Origin of the sequence: Nocardioides proteolyticus (assembly GCF_051280635.3) — a bacterium.
Taxonomy (GTDB): Bacteria; Actinomycetota; Actinomycetes; order Propionibacteriales; family Nocardioidaceae; genus Nocardioides.
In genome coordinates, this window is record NZ_JBNBPO030000011.1 from 33,155 (window position 1) to 48,338 (window position 15,184).

General features: G+C 69.2%; 15 protein-coding genes. 1 reads left to right on the forward strand and 14 read right to left on the reverse strand.

Annotation, left to right across the window (positions count from 1 at the left end):
- Positions 1–10: 10 nt before the first annotated feature.
- The 11 genes from ACPOLA_RS08480 to rplJ form a co-directional block, all read right to left on the reverse strand.
- Positions 11–1,297 (reverse strand): MlaD family protein, encoded by a 1,287-nt coding sequence (locus ACPOLA_RS08480; RefSeq protein WP_435769980.1) that lies wholly within the window; start codon positions 1,295–1,297, stop codon positions 11–13.
- The gene (locus ACPOLA_RS08485) at positions 1,294–2,727 is read right to left on the reverse strand and encodes an MCE family protein (RefSeq protein WP_435769981.1); all 1,434 of its coding nucleotides are present in this window, start codon (positions 2,725–2,727) and stop codon (positions 1,294–1,296) included. The genes ACPOLA_RS08480 and ACPOLA_RS08485 overlap by 4 nt, the downstream gene beginning before the upstream one ends.
- Entirely contained in the window at positions 2,724–3,857 is a 1,134-nt protein-coding gene (locus tag ACPOLA_RS08490) for an MCE family protein (protein ID WP_435769982.1), read from the reverse strand. Before ACPOLA_RS08490 ends, ACPOLA_RS08485 begins: the two co-directional genes overlap by 4 nt.
- Positions 3,854–4,825 carry an MCE family protein gene (locus ACPOLA_RS08495; protein WP_435769983.1) on the reverse strand — a complete coding sequence of 324 codons (972 nt, stop codon included), beginning with the start codon at positions 4,823–4,825 and terminating at the stop codon, positions 3,854–3,856. The genes ACPOLA_RS08490 and ACPOLA_RS08495 overlap by 4 nt, the downstream gene beginning before the upstream one ends.
- The gene (locus tag ACPOLA_RS08500) at positions 4,822–5,877 is read right to left on the reverse strand and encodes an MCE family protein (protein ID WP_435769984.1); all 1,056 of its coding nucleotides are present in this window, start codon (positions 5,875–5,877) and stop codon (positions 4,822–4,824) included. Before ACPOLA_RS08500 ends, ACPOLA_RS08495 begins: the two co-directional genes overlap by 4 nt.
- Complete coding sequence (locus ACPOLA_RS08505) at positions 5,877–7,145, reverse strand: MCE family protein (RefSeq protein WP_435769985.1); 1,269 nt, start codon at positions 7,143–7,145, stop codon at positions 5,877–5,879. Before ACPOLA_RS08505 ends, ACPOLA_RS08500 begins: the two co-directional genes overlap by 1 nt.
- A 4-nt stretch (positions 7,146–7,149) precedes the next feature.
- The gene (locus ACPOLA_RS08510; RefSeq protein ID WP_435769986.1) at positions 7,150–7,977 is read right to left on the reverse strand and encodes an MlaE family ABC transporter permease; all 828 of its coding nucleotides are present in this window, start codon (positions 7,975–7,977) and stop codon (positions 7,150–7,152) included.
- A gap of 10 nt (positions 7,978–7,987) precedes the next feature.
- Entirely contained in the window at positions 7,988–8,773 is a 786-nt protein-coding gene (locus ACPOLA_RS08515; RefSeq protein ID WP_435769987.1) for an MlaE family ABC transporter permease, read from the reverse strand.
- A 13-nt stretch (positions 8,774–8,786) separates the two neighbouring features.
- A complete protein-coding gene (locus ACPOLA_RS08520) occupies positions 8,787–9,734 on the reverse strand; it encodes an ABC transporter ATP-binding protein (protein WP_435769988.1) in 948 nt (315 codons plus the stop codon).
- Positions 9,735–9,962: 228 nt separating this feature from the next.
- Entirely contained in the window at positions 9,963–10,358 is a 396-nt protein-coding gene (gene rplL / locus ACPOLA_RS08525) for a 50S ribosomal protein L7/L12 (protein ID WP_435769989.1), read from the reverse strand.
- An 80-nt stretch (positions 10,359–10,438) separates the two neighbouring features.
- Positions 10,439–11,125 (reverse strand): 50S ribosomal protein L10, encoded by a 687-nt coding sequence (gene rplJ, locus ACPOLA_RS08530; RefSeq protein ID WP_435769990.1) that lies wholly within the window; start codon positions 11,123–11,125, stop codon positions 10,439–10,441.
- A 280-nt stretch (positions 11,126–11,405) separates the two neighbouring features.
- On the opposite strand from rplJ, the gene ACPOLA_RS08535 reads away from it, so the two are divergent.
- Positions 11,406–12,689, forward strand: coding sequence for an aspartate aminotransferase type Ic (locus ACPOLA_RS08535; protein ID WP_435769991.1), 1,284 nt, complete (start codon positions 11,406–11,408; stop codon positions 12,687–12,689).
- A gap of 166 nt (positions 12,690–12,855) precedes the next feature.
- Here the strand turns inward: ACPOLA_RS08535 and rplA are convergent, their stop codons facing one another.
- The 3 genes from rplA to nusG form a co-directional block, all read right to left on the reverse strand.
- A complete protein-coding gene (rplA, locus tag ACPOLA_RS08540) occupies positions 12,856–13,578 on the reverse strand; it encodes a 50S ribosomal protein L1 (protein ID WP_435769992.1) in 723 nt (240 codons plus the stop codon).
- A 63-nt stretch (positions 13,579–13,641) separates the two neighbouring features.
- A complete protein-coding gene (gene rplK / locus ACPOLA_RS08545; RefSeq protein WP_435769993.1) occupies positions 13,642–14,073 on the reverse strand; it encodes a 50S ribosomal protein L11 in 432 nt (143 codons plus the stop codon).
- A gap of 190 nt (positions 14,074–14,263) precedes the next feature.
- Positions 14,264–15,178: a transcription termination/antitermination protein NusG gene (nusG, locus tag ACPOLA_RS08550; protein WP_435769994.1), complete on the reverse strand. Its 915-nt coding sequence runs from the start codon at positions 15,176–15,178 to the stop codon at positions 14,264–14,266.
- Positions 15,179–15,184: the final 6 nt, after the last annotated feature.

Sequence of the window (15,184 nt, forward strand, 5' to 3'; positions counted from 1 at the left end):
TCAGTGGAGGTCAGTGGTTCAACATCGGCTGGAGGTAGAGCCACTGCCAGGAGTCCTTCCCCAGGGACGGGGGGGCCACGGTACCTCGGTCACCTGACAGCTCCTGGGGGACGTCCCAGCCCACCTTGCCCGACTCCACGTCGTAGCCCACGATCACCGGCTCGCTGCTGGACCCGCCCGGCGCGACCCGGGGCAGGTTCTGCGTGCCACGCGGGTTGCTCTTGGTGATCGGCTCGGTGCACCCCACGTCCGGCATCGGCAGGTCCTCGCGCTCGGCCTGGGGGTGCCGGCGCTTCTCGAGGTAGCCCTCGTGGCAGAGCGGGCCTTCGTGCAGGACCATGCCGAAGTGGGCGTCCCAGAAGCCGCTTCCGCCCTCCGACTTGGGCTTCTTGCCCACGGTGACGTAGGCGCCGAGGACCGCCACGGGGTAGACCACCAGCATCTGCTTGATGGCGGGTAGGTGCCGGACGGTGATCTCGTTGGTCGTCACCAGGTTGGCGAGCAGCTCGCTGAGCTCCACCCCGTTCTGCTCGAGGAAGGTGCGCAGCTGGGTCGCGGCGAAGGAGCCCGAGTCGATCACCTTGCGGAGGTCGGCGTCGGCGCCCGCGAGCGAGGAGCTGAACAGCGACAGCTGGCTGGCGAACGTCCGCAGCGACGACTCGCCGGCGATCTGGCCGCGCAGCACGGTGTTGCTGTCGCGGATCAGCGCGGTGGTGATGTCGAAGTTCTCGTCGGCCGTCTCGATGAACGAGTTGCCGGTGTCGATGATCTTCTGCAGGTCCTCACCGGTGCCCGCGAACGCCTGGCCGAGCTCGGTGATGGTCGTCCGCAGCGCGTCGCGGTCGACGCTGCCGACCGTCGTGGACAGGTTGCCGAGAAGCTGCTCGGTGGCGATCGGCGTCGCGACGTCGTGGATCTCCGAGCCGTCCTCGAGGTAGGGCCCCTCGTCGGTCTGCGGCTGCAGCTCGACGTACTGCTCACCGACCGCGGAGCGGTTGCCGACCAGCGCGATCGTGTCGGCCGGGATCTGGTCCCACTCGTTCTCGATCTTCAGCTTGACGTCGACGCCGTCCTCGGTGAGCTCCATGTCGCCGACCTCGCCGATGCCGACGCCGCGGTAGGTCACCTCGGCACCCTTGAAGATGCCGCCCGACTCCGGGTAGTGCGCCGTCACCGTGTAGGTGCGGTCCATGACCAGTCGGTCGAGCTGTGCGTAGCGGGCCCCCACGAAGGTGACGCCCACGACCGTGATGATCGCGAACGCGATCAGCTGGATCCTCGTGCGGCGGGTGATCACTGTGCGCTCCCCTGTCGGGTTCCGGACGCGACCAGCGGTGCTGCGTAGAGGTCCACCAGGTCGGTGTCGTAGGTGGCGTCGAACTCCGCCCACATCCGGTCGGGCTCGCTGGTGCCGCCCGGCGCCGGGCGGCCGAGCCCACCACCGCTGAGGACGCTGCCGAGGAGGTCGCCGATCGGGTCGTTGGCCGCACCGTCGCGCCGGTTGCCGCCCAGGTTGGCGCCGCACAGCAGCCGGGTCGCCTTGCACACCTCGTCGACGAGGTACCCGGGCAGCCGGGCGCAGGCGGCCGCGTCGGGCGGTGTCTTCAGGCACGACTGCAGCGCCTTGGTGGCACCGTCGCACAGACCCTTGAGGTCGATCAGCTCGTCCAGCGGGCTGTCCGGCAGCTGGTTGATCGGGATGCAGGCGATGTCGGGCAGCTCGAGGTTCGCCAGGTCGAGCCGGAGGTCGACCGACAGGTTCACGTAGTCGCCCATGTGCAGGTTGCGCGCCACGTTGGGGTCGCGACCGACGGCCTCGTCGATGAAGGGGAAGGTCAGGAAGGTGCTGAACCCGTCGACGAAGTCGTCGCCCGCCTTGGCGATCTGGTTGAGGACGGGGAACAGCGACTGCAGCGAGCTCACCGTCGAGGCCCGGGTCGCGTTGATGACCCGGACACCCACGTCGCTGAGCTCGTTGAGACCCTCCAGCATCAGGACCAGGTCGTCACGCTGGCGGTCGAGCGAGTCCAGCGCGCTCGGCAGCTCCTCCAGCGCCAGGTCGATGCTGTCCTGGTGCTCGCGCGCGCTCACCGCCAGGCGGTTGATCGACTCGATGGCGTCCACGATGTCGGCCTTGCGCTCGTCGAGCTGGCCCACCAGCGACTCCACCTGCGTCAGCACCGACTTCGCGGCGTCCTCCCTGCCCTCGAGCGCGAGGTTGAGCTCGCTGGCGATCGTCTTCATCTGGGCGATGCCGCCGCCGTTGAGGACCAGGCTGAGCGCCCCGAGCACCTCCTCGACCTCGGGATTGCGGCCGGTGCGGCTGATCGGGATGACGTCCCCGTCGCCGAGCTGCTCGCCGGTCGGCGACTCGGGCGCGTCGAGCGAGACGAACTTCTCGCCGAGCAGGCTGGTCTGCCGGATCGAGGCCGTCGCGTTGTCGGGCAGGTCCACGTCCCGGCGCACCTCGAGGGTGACCAGGGCGCGGTAGCCCTGGAGCTCGACGTCCTTGACCTGACCGACGGTGACCTCGTTGACCTTCACCGAGGACTTGGGCACCAGGTCCAGGACGTCGGCGAACACGACCTTCACCTCGATCGGGTCGTCGCCGGTGTCGGCCCCGCCGGGCAGCGGGAGCTCGTAGACGTCGAAGCTGCAGCCGGTGAGCACGACCATCCCCAGGAGCAGTGCGGTCGCGGCGCGCAGGCGGCGCCGGAGGGCGCTCATCGCTCGACCTCCACGAGTCCGTTGAGGGTGGGGTCGAACGGCTCGTCCTGCCAGGAGCCGGTCCCGAACGGCGCCCCTCGCGGCAGCACCTGCCTGATCAGGTCGCAGAGCTGGCCCTTCTTGTCGGCGGCGGACGTGAGCGCACACAGCGCCGCGGCAGGGTTGGTCTCCAGCTCGTGGACCAGGTTGCCGATGTTGGCGTTGGTGTCGAGCGTGCCGTTGCCCGGGTTGTAGGTGTGGTAGAGGTTCGTGACCGCGAGGGGGCCCGCCTGCAACAGCTCGTCGAGCGCGGCCCGCTGCCGGACGAGCACCTTGGCCACGCGGTTGACGTCCTTGATGTTGCGTCCGAGGACGGACCGGTTGCGCTTGACGAACCTGCCGACCTGGTCGAGCGCGGTGCCGAGGTTGGACAGCGCGGTGGTCAGCTCCTGGCGCTCGTCGGCCAGGAGGGTGGAGACCTCGCCGAGCGACCGGTTGAAGTCACGGACCGTCTGGTCGTTGTCTGCGAGGGTCTTGATGAACGACTCCAGCTTGGCGGTGGAGTCGAAGAGCTCCTCCTTGTTGTTGTCCAGCGTCTCGCTGAACCTGCCGAAGTCCTTGATCGTCTGGTGGAACTCCGCTCCTCGACCGCCGAAGTTCTTGGCGGTCTGCTGGAGCAGGTCGGTCAGGGCACCCTTCCGGTTGGCGCCCTCGGGCCCCAGCGCGACGGTCAGCCGGTCGATGCCGGCGTAGATCTCGTCGAGCTCCAGCGGCACCGCGGTGTCGTCGGCCTCGACGACCGCGTCGTCGTCCATCACCGGACCGGACTCGTAGGCGGGGGTGAGCTGGACGTAGCGGTCGCCCACCACGGAGGGCGAGACGATCACGGCCTGGGCGTCCTCGGGGACCTTCACGTCCTTGTCGTAGGCCATCACGACCTTGACCTGCGTGCCCTCGGGGACGACCTTCTCCACGGTGCCGACGGCCACTCCGAGCACCCGGACGTCGCTGCCCTCGTAGACGGACACGGCGCGGGGGAAGAAGGCGGTCACCGTCTTCTGGTCACCTCCGCTGCCGAACATCCACACCACGGCGGCGGCGACGAGGAGCAGGACGACGGAGAGCGGCAGCCAGCGCTGCAGTGCGGTCATCGCGGGCTCACCGTCCCCGGGATCGGCGGCATGTTGAAGATGTAGGTGTCGAACCACGGCCCGTTGCCGAGCGTGCTGGCGAACACCCGGTAGAACGGCGCCATCGTCTTGATCGAGTCCTCCAGGTTGTCCTCGTTGCGCTTGATCACCTGCAGGACCGTGTCGAGCTGGTCCAACGCGGGCTTGAGGTCCGCTCGGCTCTCCCGGATCAACGCCGTCAGCTCCTTGCTCAGCGTGGTCGAGGAGACCAGGAGGCGGTGGATCTGCGCCTTCCGCTGGACGAGGGCCTGGAACAGGCTGTCGGCATCCGCCATCAGCTGCACGATGTCCTCGTCGCGGGCGTCGAGCACCGTGGAGACCCGCTCGAGGTTGACCAGGAGCGAGTTGATCTCCTCGTCCCGGGACGCGACCACCTCGGAGAGCGCGGAGACGCCGGACAGCGCCGCACGGAACTCCTCGGGGGTGTTGCGGGTGAGGTCCGCGAGGGTGGTCAGGGCCTGCGCCAGCTGGTCGGTGTCGATGTCGCTCGACGTCTCACCGAGGCCCTCGAACGCCTCGACGATGTCGTACGGCGACGTGGTGCGCTCGACCGGGATGGTGGCTCCCTCGGCCAGCTCGCCCGACCCTGCCGGGGAGACCGAGAGGAACATCGACCCGAGGATGGTCTTCACTCTGATGTCGGCACGGGTCTGGGAGCCCAGCTCGGCGTCGGTGTCGACGTTGAACCCGACCTTCACCGAGTTGCCGTCGAGCTCCATCGACTCCACCTCGCCGACCCGGACGCCCGCGATCCGGACCTCGTCGCCGGTCTTGAGGCCGCCGGCCTCGGAGAACGACGCGTAGTAGGTGTCCCCGCCCCCGATGAGCGGCAGGTCCTGCGCCCGCAGGGCCGCGACCAGAAGCAGCGCCAGCACGGCGAGGCTGGCCGCCCCGACCATGACCGGGTTGCGCTCGCGGAACGGCGTCATCGGGCTGCCACCTCCTTCTGCAGCGAGCAGCGGTCAGCCGCCACCGAGTAGACCCCGGACACCGGCGGGAGGCCGGGTGCCTTGACCGTCGCCGTGAAGTGGCACAGGTAGAAGTTGAACCACGACCCGTAGGTGGCGGTACGGCCGATCTTGGTGAGCTTGATCGGCAGCACCTGCAGGGCCCGGTCGATCTCCTTGCGGTTGCTGGCGAGGTTGTCGGCGACCTTGCGCAGCTCCCTGATGTCCTTGACGAAGGGGTCCTTGATGTCGCGCACGAGCGCGGCCGTGTGCACCGACAGCTCCGAGATCGAGTCGAGCGAGGACAAGATCGCCTCCCTGTCGTCGTTGAGGCCCCCGACCAGCTGCCGGAAGCTGCCGATCAGCTCGGTCAGCTCCTGGTCGCGGTCGGCGACGTGGTCGAGCACGTAGTCGAGGTTCTCGAGGAGGTCGCCGATCACCTCGTCACGCTCCGCGAGGGTCTGGGTGAGCGAGGCGGTGCTCGAGAGCAGGCTCTCCAGAGTGCCGCCCTCGCCCTGGAAGACCTGGACGATCTCGAAGGAGAGCTTGTTGATGTCGTCGGGCGACAGCGCCTGGAACAGCGGCTTGAAGCCGTTGAAGAGGACGGTGAGGTCCAGCGCCGGCTTGGTGCGGGAGACCGGGATCACCGCGTCCTCGGCGAGCCGCTCGCCGCCGCCGGTCTGGTCGGTGAGCGAGATGTAGCGCTGACCGATCAGGTTGCGGTAGCGGATGGCCGCCCGGGTGTCCTCGTCGAGCACGGTGTCGGCGTCCACGTCGAAGGAGATCCGCGCGCGGTCGGCGCCGATGATCTCGACGTCCTGCACGCTGCCGACCTTCACCCCCGCGATCCGGATGTCGTCGCCCTCGACGACGCCCGTCGCATCCACGAAGTCGGCCTTGTAGCTGCGCGTCGCACCGAAGGACAGGTTGCCGATCGTGACGACCAGCACGCCCGTGGCAAGTGCGGTGAGGACCATGAAGATGGTCAGCCGGGTGAGGTCACCGGCGGTCTTCTTGTCGAGCCCTCGTGGCATCAGCGCACAGCTCCCTCGGCGACCAGCGGCCCTGCGAGCAGGACGTCCATGTCGGAGCGGTCGGCGCCGTACTGCTCGGTCAGCAGCTGGCGCAGCGCCGCGACGTCGTCGGGCGTGCCGTAGTAGCCGACACCGGTGCCCGGCGCGGGCCGGAAGTTGCCCTTGCCCGTGTTGCCGTTCATGCCGTCGTCGAGACCGGGCTGGCCGGGCGCGGGGTTCTCCTGGCTGTAGCGCGGGTTGGGCAGCCCGTGGCAGTTGGGACCGGTGTCGGTGCCGAACTTCGGCCGGTCGGCGGGCGTGTAGGGGCGCGGCTGGTCCTTCAGCAGCTCGAGCACGATGTGGAGCTCGAAGCCGCGGAACGTCTCGGCCAGGCGGCCCTGGGTCTCCACGATCGCCTGCGACATGCAGGGGAACGTCGGGGCGTACCGCGCCAGCACGCGCAGCGTCTGGGTGCTCAGCTCGCCGAACCTCTCGAGTCGCGTGGCGTTGGCATCGAGGAACGAGCGGGCCGTGTCGGCGAAGGACCGGACGTCACGCAGCGTCGCGGTGAGCGCCACCTCCCGCTCCTCCAGCGTGCCGGTCGTCGTGACGCTGTCGTCCAGGATCTGGGCCACCTCGGGAAGGATGTCGGCGTAGGTGTCGGAGACCCGCGCGGTCAGCCGCAGGTCCTCGATCAGCGCGGGGATCTGCGGGTTCATCCGTTTCAGGTAGGAGTCCAGCGTCTCGAGGTTCTGGCCGAGCGCCTCTCCGCGACCCTCCAGCGCCGTCGCGATCGCCGTCAGCGTCATGTTTAGGTCGGCCGGCTGGACCGTGCGGAGCAGCGGGTAGAGGTCGGAGAGCACCTGCTCGACCTCGGTGCTCACCTCGGTGCGGTCGATGACGTCGCCGGCCTGGAGCGTGCCGGAGCCGCCCGAGTCGGGCACCACCAGCGAGACGTACTTCTCACCGAACAGCGTCTTGGGCACGATCGACGCCGTCACGTTGGCCGGGATGACGTCGGTCTTCTCCGGGTAGATGCCGAGCACTACCTCGGCGCCCTGCCCGTCGGCCAGGCGACGCTCGAGGACCTCGCCGACGATGACGCCGCGGATCTTCACGTCGGCCCGGTCGGGCAGCTGGAGCCCGATGTTCGTGGTCTGCACCGTCACCCGGTCGTAGTCGGCGAACGCCTTGGTGAAGACGGCGTAGGTCAGCCACACGCCCACCAGGAGCAGGCACACGAAGACGACGCCGAGCACCTTGTGCGCGCCGAGGATCTTGTCTGTCATCTCGTCACCCCGCCAGCCTGACGGTCGTCGAGGCGCCCCAGATCGCCATCGACAGGAACAGGTCGATCACGTTGATGGCCACGATGCTGGTCCGGACCGCTCGGCCCACCGCGACGCCGACGCCCGCCGGCCCGCCCGACGCGGTGTAGCCGTGGTAGCAGTGGATCAGGATCACCACGACCGCGAAGACCAGCACCTTCCCGAACGACCACAGCACGTCGCCGGGTGGCAGGAACTGGTTGAAGTAATGGTCGTAGGTGCCGGCCGACTGGCCGTAGATCTGCGTCACCACCAGGCGGCTGGCGACGTACGACGACAGCAGGCCCACGACGTAGAGCGGGATGATCGCGATCAGGCCCCCGACCACGCGGGTGGTGACCAGGAACTGCATCGAGGGGATCGCCATCACCTCGACGGCGTCGATCTCCTCCGAGATGCGCATCGCGCCGAGCTGGGCGGTGAAGCCGCAGCCGACGGTGGCGGCGAGCGCGATGCCGGCCACCAGCGGGGCGATCTCGCGGGTGTTGAAGTAGGCCGACACGAATCCGGAGAACGCCGCCGTGCCGAGCTGGTTGAGCGCGGCGTAGCCGGACAAGCCGACCTGCGCTCCGGTGAAGAAGGTCATGCCGATGATCACGCCGACCGTGCCGCCGATGACGGCCAGGGCGCCGGAGCCGAGCGTCACCTCGGCCAGGATCCGCAGGATCTCTCGGGGGTACCGCTTGATGGAGCGTGGCAGCGCAAGCAGCACCCGCACGTAGAACGACAGCTCGTGACCGAGGTTGTCGAGCCCCTTGACGGGGCGCTCGTAGATCGCCTTCACGTTGGCCATGTCCGCCGCCTCACCCTGTCTTCGGTGGGACGATCTGGAGGTAGATCGTGCTCAGGACGAAGTTGACCACGAACAGCAGCAGGAACGTGATGACCACCGACTCGTTCACCGCGTCCCCCACGCCCTTCGGGCCGCCGGCGGCGTTCATGCCCTTGTAGGCCGCGACGATGGCGGCGATGAGGCCGAAGACGAGGGCCTTGATCATGCCGATCCACACGTCGGGCAGCTGGGCGAGCGCGGTGAAGCTGGCGAGGTAGGCGCCCGGTGTGCCGTCCTGGAGGATCACGTTGAAGACGTAGCCGCCGGCGACGCCGACCACGCTCACCATGCCGTTGAGGAAGACGGCGACGAGCATGCACGCCAGCACGCGGGGCACGACGAGGCGCTGGATCGGGTCGATGCCCAGCACCATCATGGCGTCGAGCTCCTCGCGGATCTTGCGCGCGCCGAGGTCGGCCGCGATGGCCGAGCCGCCGGCGCCCGCGATCAGCAGCGCGGTCGCGATGGGCCCGGCCTGCTGGATCACCGCCAGCACCGACGCGGAGCCGGTGAAGGACTGCGCGCCGAACTGCTTGATCAGGCCGCCGACCTGCAGCGCGATGACCGCACCGAAGGGGATGGCGACGAGCGCCGTCGGGATGATCGTCACCGAGGCGATGAACCAGGCCTGCTGCAGGAACTCACGCAGCTGGAACGGGCGGCGGAAGAGCCCGCGTCCGACGTCGAGACCGAAGGCGAAAAGCTTGCCTGCGGTGCCGACGGGAGCGAGTACGCGGGCCGCCGTAGGGGATGACACCGAGTCGCTCCGATCAGCCGTTGAGCGCGGCCTCGGGGGTGAAGGATCCCGGAGGCGGCGTCACGCCGTTCTGCCGGCACCACTCGCCCGGCGGTCGCTGGCTGCGGCGCGGGATGCCGTTGGACGGCTCCAGCTGCAGGGCGATCGGAGGAAGAGGCGGGAGGTCCATGCCCTTCTCGGCCTCGAGCTCGTTGGCGTCCTTCTCCTCGGACATGCCGATCGGCCCGACCCGCTGGGCGTTCAGGAACTGGCGCACCACGGGCTCCTCGGAGCTGAGCAGCATCTCACGGGGGCCGAACATGGCGAGGTGCTTGTGGTAGAGCAGGCCGATGTTGTCGGGCACGGTGCGCGCGGTGTTGATGTCGTGGGTGACGATCAGGAACGTCGCGTCGATCTGCGCGTTCAGGTCGACGATGAGCTGGTTGAGGAACGAGGTGCGCACCGGGTCGAGGCCGGAGTCGGGCTCGTCGAAGAGGACGATCTCCGGGTCCAGCACCAGCGCTCGCGCCAGGCCCGCACGCTTGCGCATGCCGCCCGAGATCTCGCCGGGCAGCTTGTCCTCCGCGCCGAGGAGACCGACGAGGTCCATCTTCTCCATGACGATGTCGCGGATCTCGGACTCGCTCTTCTTGGTGTGCTCGCGCAGCGGGAAGGCGACGTTGTCGTACAGGTTCATCGAGCCGAACATCGCGCCGTCCTGGAACAGCACGCCGAACAGCTTGCGGATCTCGTAGAGCTCCTTCTCCGAGCAGGAGGCGATGTCGGTGCCCTCGATGATGATCGAGCCGCGGTCGGGCTTGATCAGCCCGATCAGCGCCTTCAGGAACACCGACTTGCCGGTGCCGGACGGGCCGAGCATCACGCAGATCTCGCCCGCCGGGATCGTCAGCGAAACGTCGGCCCAGATCAGCTGCTTGCCGAACGACTTCGTCAGCCCATCGACAGCGATCTCAACACCCATGTCGTCTCTCTCTCCCAGTGGGGCACGAACCGGGCGCCCCTGTCGGATCCAACGCGCACCAGAGGCGCAGGTTACGCGTTCGCGTGGCGCCCGTCACCTTCCCGAGACCCGAACCTTACCCGCAAGTAGCAAACGTGTCGGCGGTGTCCGAAATGGCACCGGGCCGGCAGAGCGGATGCTCTGCCGGCCCGGCATGCCGGACCCGCCTCGAGGGCGGGTCCGACGGACTCACTTGAGGGTGACGGTGGCGCCGGCGCCCTCGAGGGACTCCTTGGCCTTGTCCGCGGTCTCCTTGTTGACCTTCTCGAGGATCGGCTTCGGGGCGCCCTCGACGAGGTCCTTGGCCTCCTTGAGACCGAGGGAGGTCAGCGCGCGGACCTCCTTGATGACGTTGATCTTCTTGTCACCAGCGGCCTCGAGGATGACGTCGAACTCGTCCTGGGCGGCCTCGGCGCCGCCCTCGGCGCCCGCGGCTCCGCCGGCGGCGGGAGCAGCGGCAACCGCGACCGGGGCGGCGGCGGTGACGCCGAAGGTGTCCTCGAACTGCTTCACGAACTCGGAGAGCTCGATGAGGGTCATCTCCTTGAACGCGTCGAGGAGCTCGTCGGTGGTGAGCTTCGCCATGGTGGCGTCTCCTTCTTGTTTCTTGTGGCCCGCGGCGTCGACCGCGGACGGGGTTTCAGGTGGTGTACGTCGGCCTGGGGTCAGGCGTCGGTGGACTCGGCCTCGTTTGCCTCGTCCGCCTCGGCGGGGGCGGCCTCGTCGGCAGCCTCCTCCGGAGCGGCCTCGGCGGCCGGGGTCTCCTCGGCAGCGGCCTCCGCCGTGTCCGCAGCTCCCGCTGCGGGGGCGCCGGCACCACCTGCGAGGATCGAGGGGTCCTCCTGCGCCTTCGCCTCCAGGGCGCCGGCGAGCCGGGCAGCCTGGGCGAGCGGGGCGTTGAGGAGGTAGACGGCCTGGCTCAGCGAGGCGAGCATCGCGCCCGCCAGCTTGCCCAGGAGCACCTCGCGCGACTCGAGATCGGCCAGCTTGGCGATCTCGGCCGGGTCGAGGAGGTTGCCGTCCAGAACTCCACCCTTGATCACCAGGGTGGGGTTGGCCTTGGCAAAGTCACGCAGGCCCTTCGCCGCCTCGACGACGTCGCCCTTGATGAAGGCGATCGCGGTCGGGCCGGTGAGCAGGTCGTCGAAGCCGTCGATGCCCGCCTCCTTGGCGGCGAGCTTGGCCAGCGTGTTCTTGACCACGGCGTAGTTGGCGTTCTCACCGAGGGAGCGGCGAAGGTCCTGCAGCTCCTTGACGGTGAGACCGCGGTACTCGGTCAGCACAGCACCAGCGGCACCGCTGAAGGACTCAGCGATCTCCGCGACGGCGGCCTGCTTGTCTGCCCGCGCCATGGGTCTCCTTCCGGATCGGTGAGACCGCTCGCCGTTCCCGGCCTCCGGAAAGACGAACGCCCCGGGCGCAGGCCCAGGGCGTGGACTTCGAGCACGGACGCGAACGTCGAGGCGTGCTGCGGGTCTTGCTCTGACACCTGCGCGGGCCGTCCGCTTGCGCGGAGCCTTCGGCCGGAACCTGCGGAGCAGCTCCCGACAACCAGCGGTCTCTGGTTTCAGTGGGCAAGACTACGGAGATACCGGGTCGCCACCAAATCGCCGGGGTTGAGACGATGGCGAGGTGACCACCTCCGCGACGCCGCTGTCCGACCTGTCCGCCGACGACCTCGCCGCCCGGCTGGAGGCCGCTCGCGCCGACTACGAGGCGCTGAAGGCCCGTGACCTGAAGCTCGACCTCACCCGCGGCAAGCCGGGAGCCGACCAGCTGGACCTGTCCGAGGGCCTGCTCGGCCTGCCGACCACGCACCGCGACCGGAGCGGTGCGGACGTCCGCAACTATGGCGGGCTCGAGGGGCTCACCGAGATGCGGGAGATCTTCGCCGACCTCCTCGGCGTCGACGTCGCCAACGTCGTCTGCGGCGGCAACTCGAGCCTGACGATGATGCACCAGGTGATCACCGCGCTGCTGCTCAAGGGCGGCCCGGACTCGCCGCGGCCGTGGTCGCAGGAGCCGGTCGTGCGGTTCGTGTGCCCGGTCCCCGGATACGACCGCCACTTCACGATGCTCGCCGAGCTGGGGATCGAGATGGTCACGGTGCCGATGCACGACGACGGACCCGACGTCGAGGCGACCCGGGCGCTCGTCGCCGACGACCCGGCCGTGAAGGGCCTGTGGCTCGTGCCGACGTACGCCAACCCCACGGGCGCGGTCTGCTCCGCCGAGGTCGCGGCGGAGCTGATGGCGATGCCGACCGCGGCGCCGGACTTCCGCATCCTCTGGGACAACGCCTACGCCGTGCACCACCTGACCGAGCACGAGACCAAGAGCGCCGACGCGCTGGGCCTCGCCGCGGCCTCCGGCCACCCCAACCGGCCGATCATGTTCGCGTCCACCTCGAAGATCACCTTCGCCGGCTCCGGCGTCGCGGCCCTCGCCGCCTCGGCCGAGAACAAGGCGTGGTACCTCGCCCGGCTGGGCTTCGCGTCCATCGGCCCCGACAAGGTCAACCAGCTGCGCCACGTCGAGTTCTTCGGGGACGCCGACGGCGTGCGCGCGCACATGCGCCGGCACCGCGACCTGATCGCTCCCAAGTTCGCCGCCGTCGACGACGCCCTGACGGCGCGGCTGGCCGGGCTCGGGATCGCGGAGTGGACCAAGCCCACCGGCGGCTACTTCGTCAACCTCGACGTGATGGACGGCACGGCGTCGCGGGTCGTCGCCCTCGCGAAGGAGGCCGGCATCGCGCTCACCCCGGCCGGCTCGGCGTTCCCGCACGGCAACGACCCCGACGACCGCAACATCCGGCTCGCGCCCACCTTCCCCGTGCTGGAGGAGGTCGAGCTCGCCATGGCCGGCGTGGCCGTCTGCGTCGAGCTCGCGGCGCTGGAGAAGCTCGCCGGCTGAGCCGCGCGGCCGTCGTACCTGCGTCGCCGCGGGCGTCGTACGCCGTCCCCGCGGGCGTCGTACCTGATCAACGCGTTGGGTCTGCGCCGGAAACCCAACGCGTTAGTCAGGTACGACGAAGCCCCGGCCACCCTCGCGGGCGACCGGGGCTTCGCTGCAACCGGGGTCAGGCCGTGGCGGCCTCGTCCTCGGCGGCGACGTTCTTGATCCGGTTGGGGTCGACCGGGACGCCGGGGCCCATCGTCGTGGAGACGGTGACCTTCTTGAGGTAGCGGCCCTTGGAGCTGGCCGGCTTCAGCCGGAGCACCTCCTCGAGCGCGGCCGCGTAGTTCTCGGCGAGCTGCTGCTCGGAGAAGGACGCCTTGCCGATGATGAAGTGCAGGTTGGCGTGACGGTCCACGCGGAACTCGATCTTGCCGCCCTTGATGTCGGTCACGGCCTTGGCCGGGTCCGGGGTAACGGTGCCGGTCTTGGGATTCGGCATCAGGCCTCGGGGACCGAGCACGCGGCCGAGGCGGCCGACCTTGCCCATCAGGTCGGGGGTGGCGACCACGGCGTCGAAGTCGAGGTAGCCCCCCGCCACCTTCTCGATCAGCTCGTCGCCGCCGACCTCGTCGGCGCCGGCCGCGCGGGCGGCCTCGGCCTTGTCGCCGTTGGCGAACACCAGGACCTTGGCGGTCTTGCCGGTGCCGTGGGGCAGGTTGACGGTGCCGCGCACCATCTGGTCGGCCTTGCGGGGGTCGACGCCGAGACGCATCACGACGTCCACGGTCTCGTCGAATTTCTTCTTGCTCGAGGACTTCGCGATCTTGATCGCGGCCAGCGGGCTGTAGAGCTCGTTCTTGTCGAACGTCTCCGCAGCCGCGCGGTAGGTCTTGCTGCGCTGCATTGGGGTTCCTTAGGAGTGTGAGGAGATGTGGTCAGCGGGCCAGCGCGGCCCTTCCACGGTGGCTCAGCCGTCGATGGTGACGCCCATGGAGCGGGCGGTGCCCTCCACGATCTTCATGGCGGCGTCGACGTCGTTGGCGTTGAGGTCGGGGAGCTTCGTCGTGGCGATCTCGCGCACCTGGTCCTTGGTCAGCTTGCCGACCTTCTCCTTGTGCGGGACGCCCGAGCCCTTCTGGAGGCCGGCGGCCTTCTTGATCAGCTCGGCGGCGGGCGGCGTCTTCGTGATGAAGTCGAAGGACCGGTCCTCGTAGATCGTGATCTCGACCGGGATGACGTTGCCGCGCATGGACTCGGTCTGCGCGTTGTAGGCCTTGCAGAAGTCCATGATGTTGACGCCGTGGGGACCGAGCGCGGTACCGACCGGCGGCGCCGGGGTGGCCTGTCCGGCCTGGAGCTGCACCTTGACCAGTGCGGCGATCTTCTTCTTGGGAGGCATTTCCTCTGTCTCTTTCTACTCGTGGTCACAGCGAGGGTGTGGAGCCCTCTGCCACTTGCTGCCCGGGGCAACCCGAGCATTCTTCCGCGTGTTCGGCCGTACGGCGAATCGCGGGGTGCTCTGCTCTCGACGCGACCGGGTCGCGACCGGCGTGGAGCGCTCGACCTGCTCGGCGTCGAGCGCCGGAAGCTCAGACGCGCTGGATCTGGCTGAAGCTGAGCTCGACGGGCGTCTCGCGACCGAAGATCTCGACGAGCGCCTTGACCCGCTGGGCCTCGGCGTTGATCTCGGTGATCGTCGCGTGCAGCGTCGCGAACGCGCCGTCGACGATGAGCACGGAGTCGTTGATGTCGAAGTCGGCGACCTCGATCGGCTTCGTGGGGGCCGGCGCGCCCGCCCCGGCCCCCCCCGCGGCGGCGGCCTCGGCCTCGGCGGCGGCCGCGGTGACCACGGCCGGCGCCAGCATCTTCTCGACCTCGTCCATGCTCAGCGGCACCGGCTGGTGGCTGTGCCCGACGAACCCGGTCACCGACGGGGTGTGGCGCACGGCGGCCCACGACTCGTCGGTGAGGTCCATCCGGACCAGGACGTAGCCGGGCAGGACGGTGCGCTTGACCATCTTGCGCTGGCCGTTCTTGATCTCGGCGACCTCCTCGGTGGGGACCACGATCTCGTGGATGTAGTCCTCCATGTTGAGGGAGTGGATCCGGTTCTCGAGGTTCTGCTTCACCCGGTTCTCCATGCCGGAGTAGGTGTGCACCACGAACCAGTCGCCCGGCTTGGCCCACAGCTCGCGACGGAACGCCTCGAGCGGGTCCTCGTCGGCGGCCTGCTCGGGCTCGGCGTCACCCTCGGTCTCCACGGCGCCCTCGGCGCCCTCCGACACCTCGGAGAGCTCCGACACCTCGGACAGCTCGGCTCCGTCGGCGGCCGCCTGGGTGTCGTCGAGGCCCATCGCGGCGTCGGTGGACTCGTCGGTCACCTCGGCGTCCAGGCGCGGGTCGTCGAGGACATCCGGGCCGTCGTCCGGCTGGCCGTAGGTGTCCTCGAGGGACTCCTGCGGGGCGTTCGACTCCGGGAACTGCTCCGACACGTCCTGCTCCATCAGTTG

Excerpts from the sequence above, each read along its gene's own strand:
- ACPOLA_RS08510 (WP_435769986.1), bottom strand. The coding sequence starts at position 7,977 with ATGGCCAACGTGAAGGCGATCTACGAGCGCCCCGTCAAGGGGCTCGAC.
- rplJ (WP_435769990.1), bottom strand. The coding sequence starts at position 11,125 with ATGGCGCGGGCAGACAAGCAGGCCGCCGTCGCGGAGATCGCTGAGTCC.
- ACPOLA_RS08505 (WP_435769985.1), bottom strand. The coding sequence starts at position 7,145 with ATGACAGACAAGATCCTCGGCGCGCACAAGGTGCTCGGCGTCGTCTTC.
- nusG (WP_435769994.1), bottom strand. The coding sequence starts at position 15,178 with ATGGAGCAGGACGTGTCGGAGCAGTTCCCGGAGTCGAACGCCCCGCAG.
- ACPOLA_RS08485 (WP_435769981.1), bottom strand. The coding sequence starts at position 2,727 with ATGAGCGCCCTCCGGCGCCGCCTGCGCGCCGCGACCGCACTGCTCCTG.
- ACPOLA_RS08490 (WP_435769982.1), bottom strand. The coding sequence starts at position 3,857 with ATGACCGCACTGCAGCGCTGGCTGCCGCTCTCCGTCGTCCTGCTCCTC.
- rplA (WP_435769992.1), bottom strand. The coding sequence starts at position 13,578 with ATGCAGCGCAGCAAGACCTACCGCGCGGCTGCGGAGACGTTCGACAAG.
- rplL (WP_435769989.1), bottom strand. The coding sequence starts at position 10,358 with ATGGCGAAGCTCACCACCGACGAGCTCCTCGACGCGTTCAAGGAGATG.
- rplK (WP_435769993.1), bottom strand. The coding sequence starts at position 14,073 with ATGCCTCCCAAGAAGAAGATCGCCGCACTGGTCAAGGTGCAGCTCCAG.
- ACPOLA_RS08495 (WP_435769983.1), bottom strand. The coding sequence starts at position 4,825 with ATGACGCCGTTCCGCGAGCGCAACCCGGTCATGGTCGGGGCGGCCAGC.
- ACPOLA_RS08520 (WP_435769988.1), bottom strand. The coding sequence starts at position 9,734 with ATGGGTGTTGAGATCGCTGTCGATGGGCTGACGAAGTCGTTCGGCAAG.
- ACPOLA_RS08500 (WP_435769984.1), bottom strand. The coding sequence starts at position 5,877 with ATGCCACGAGGGCTCGACAAGAAGACCGCCGGTGACCTCACCCGGCTG.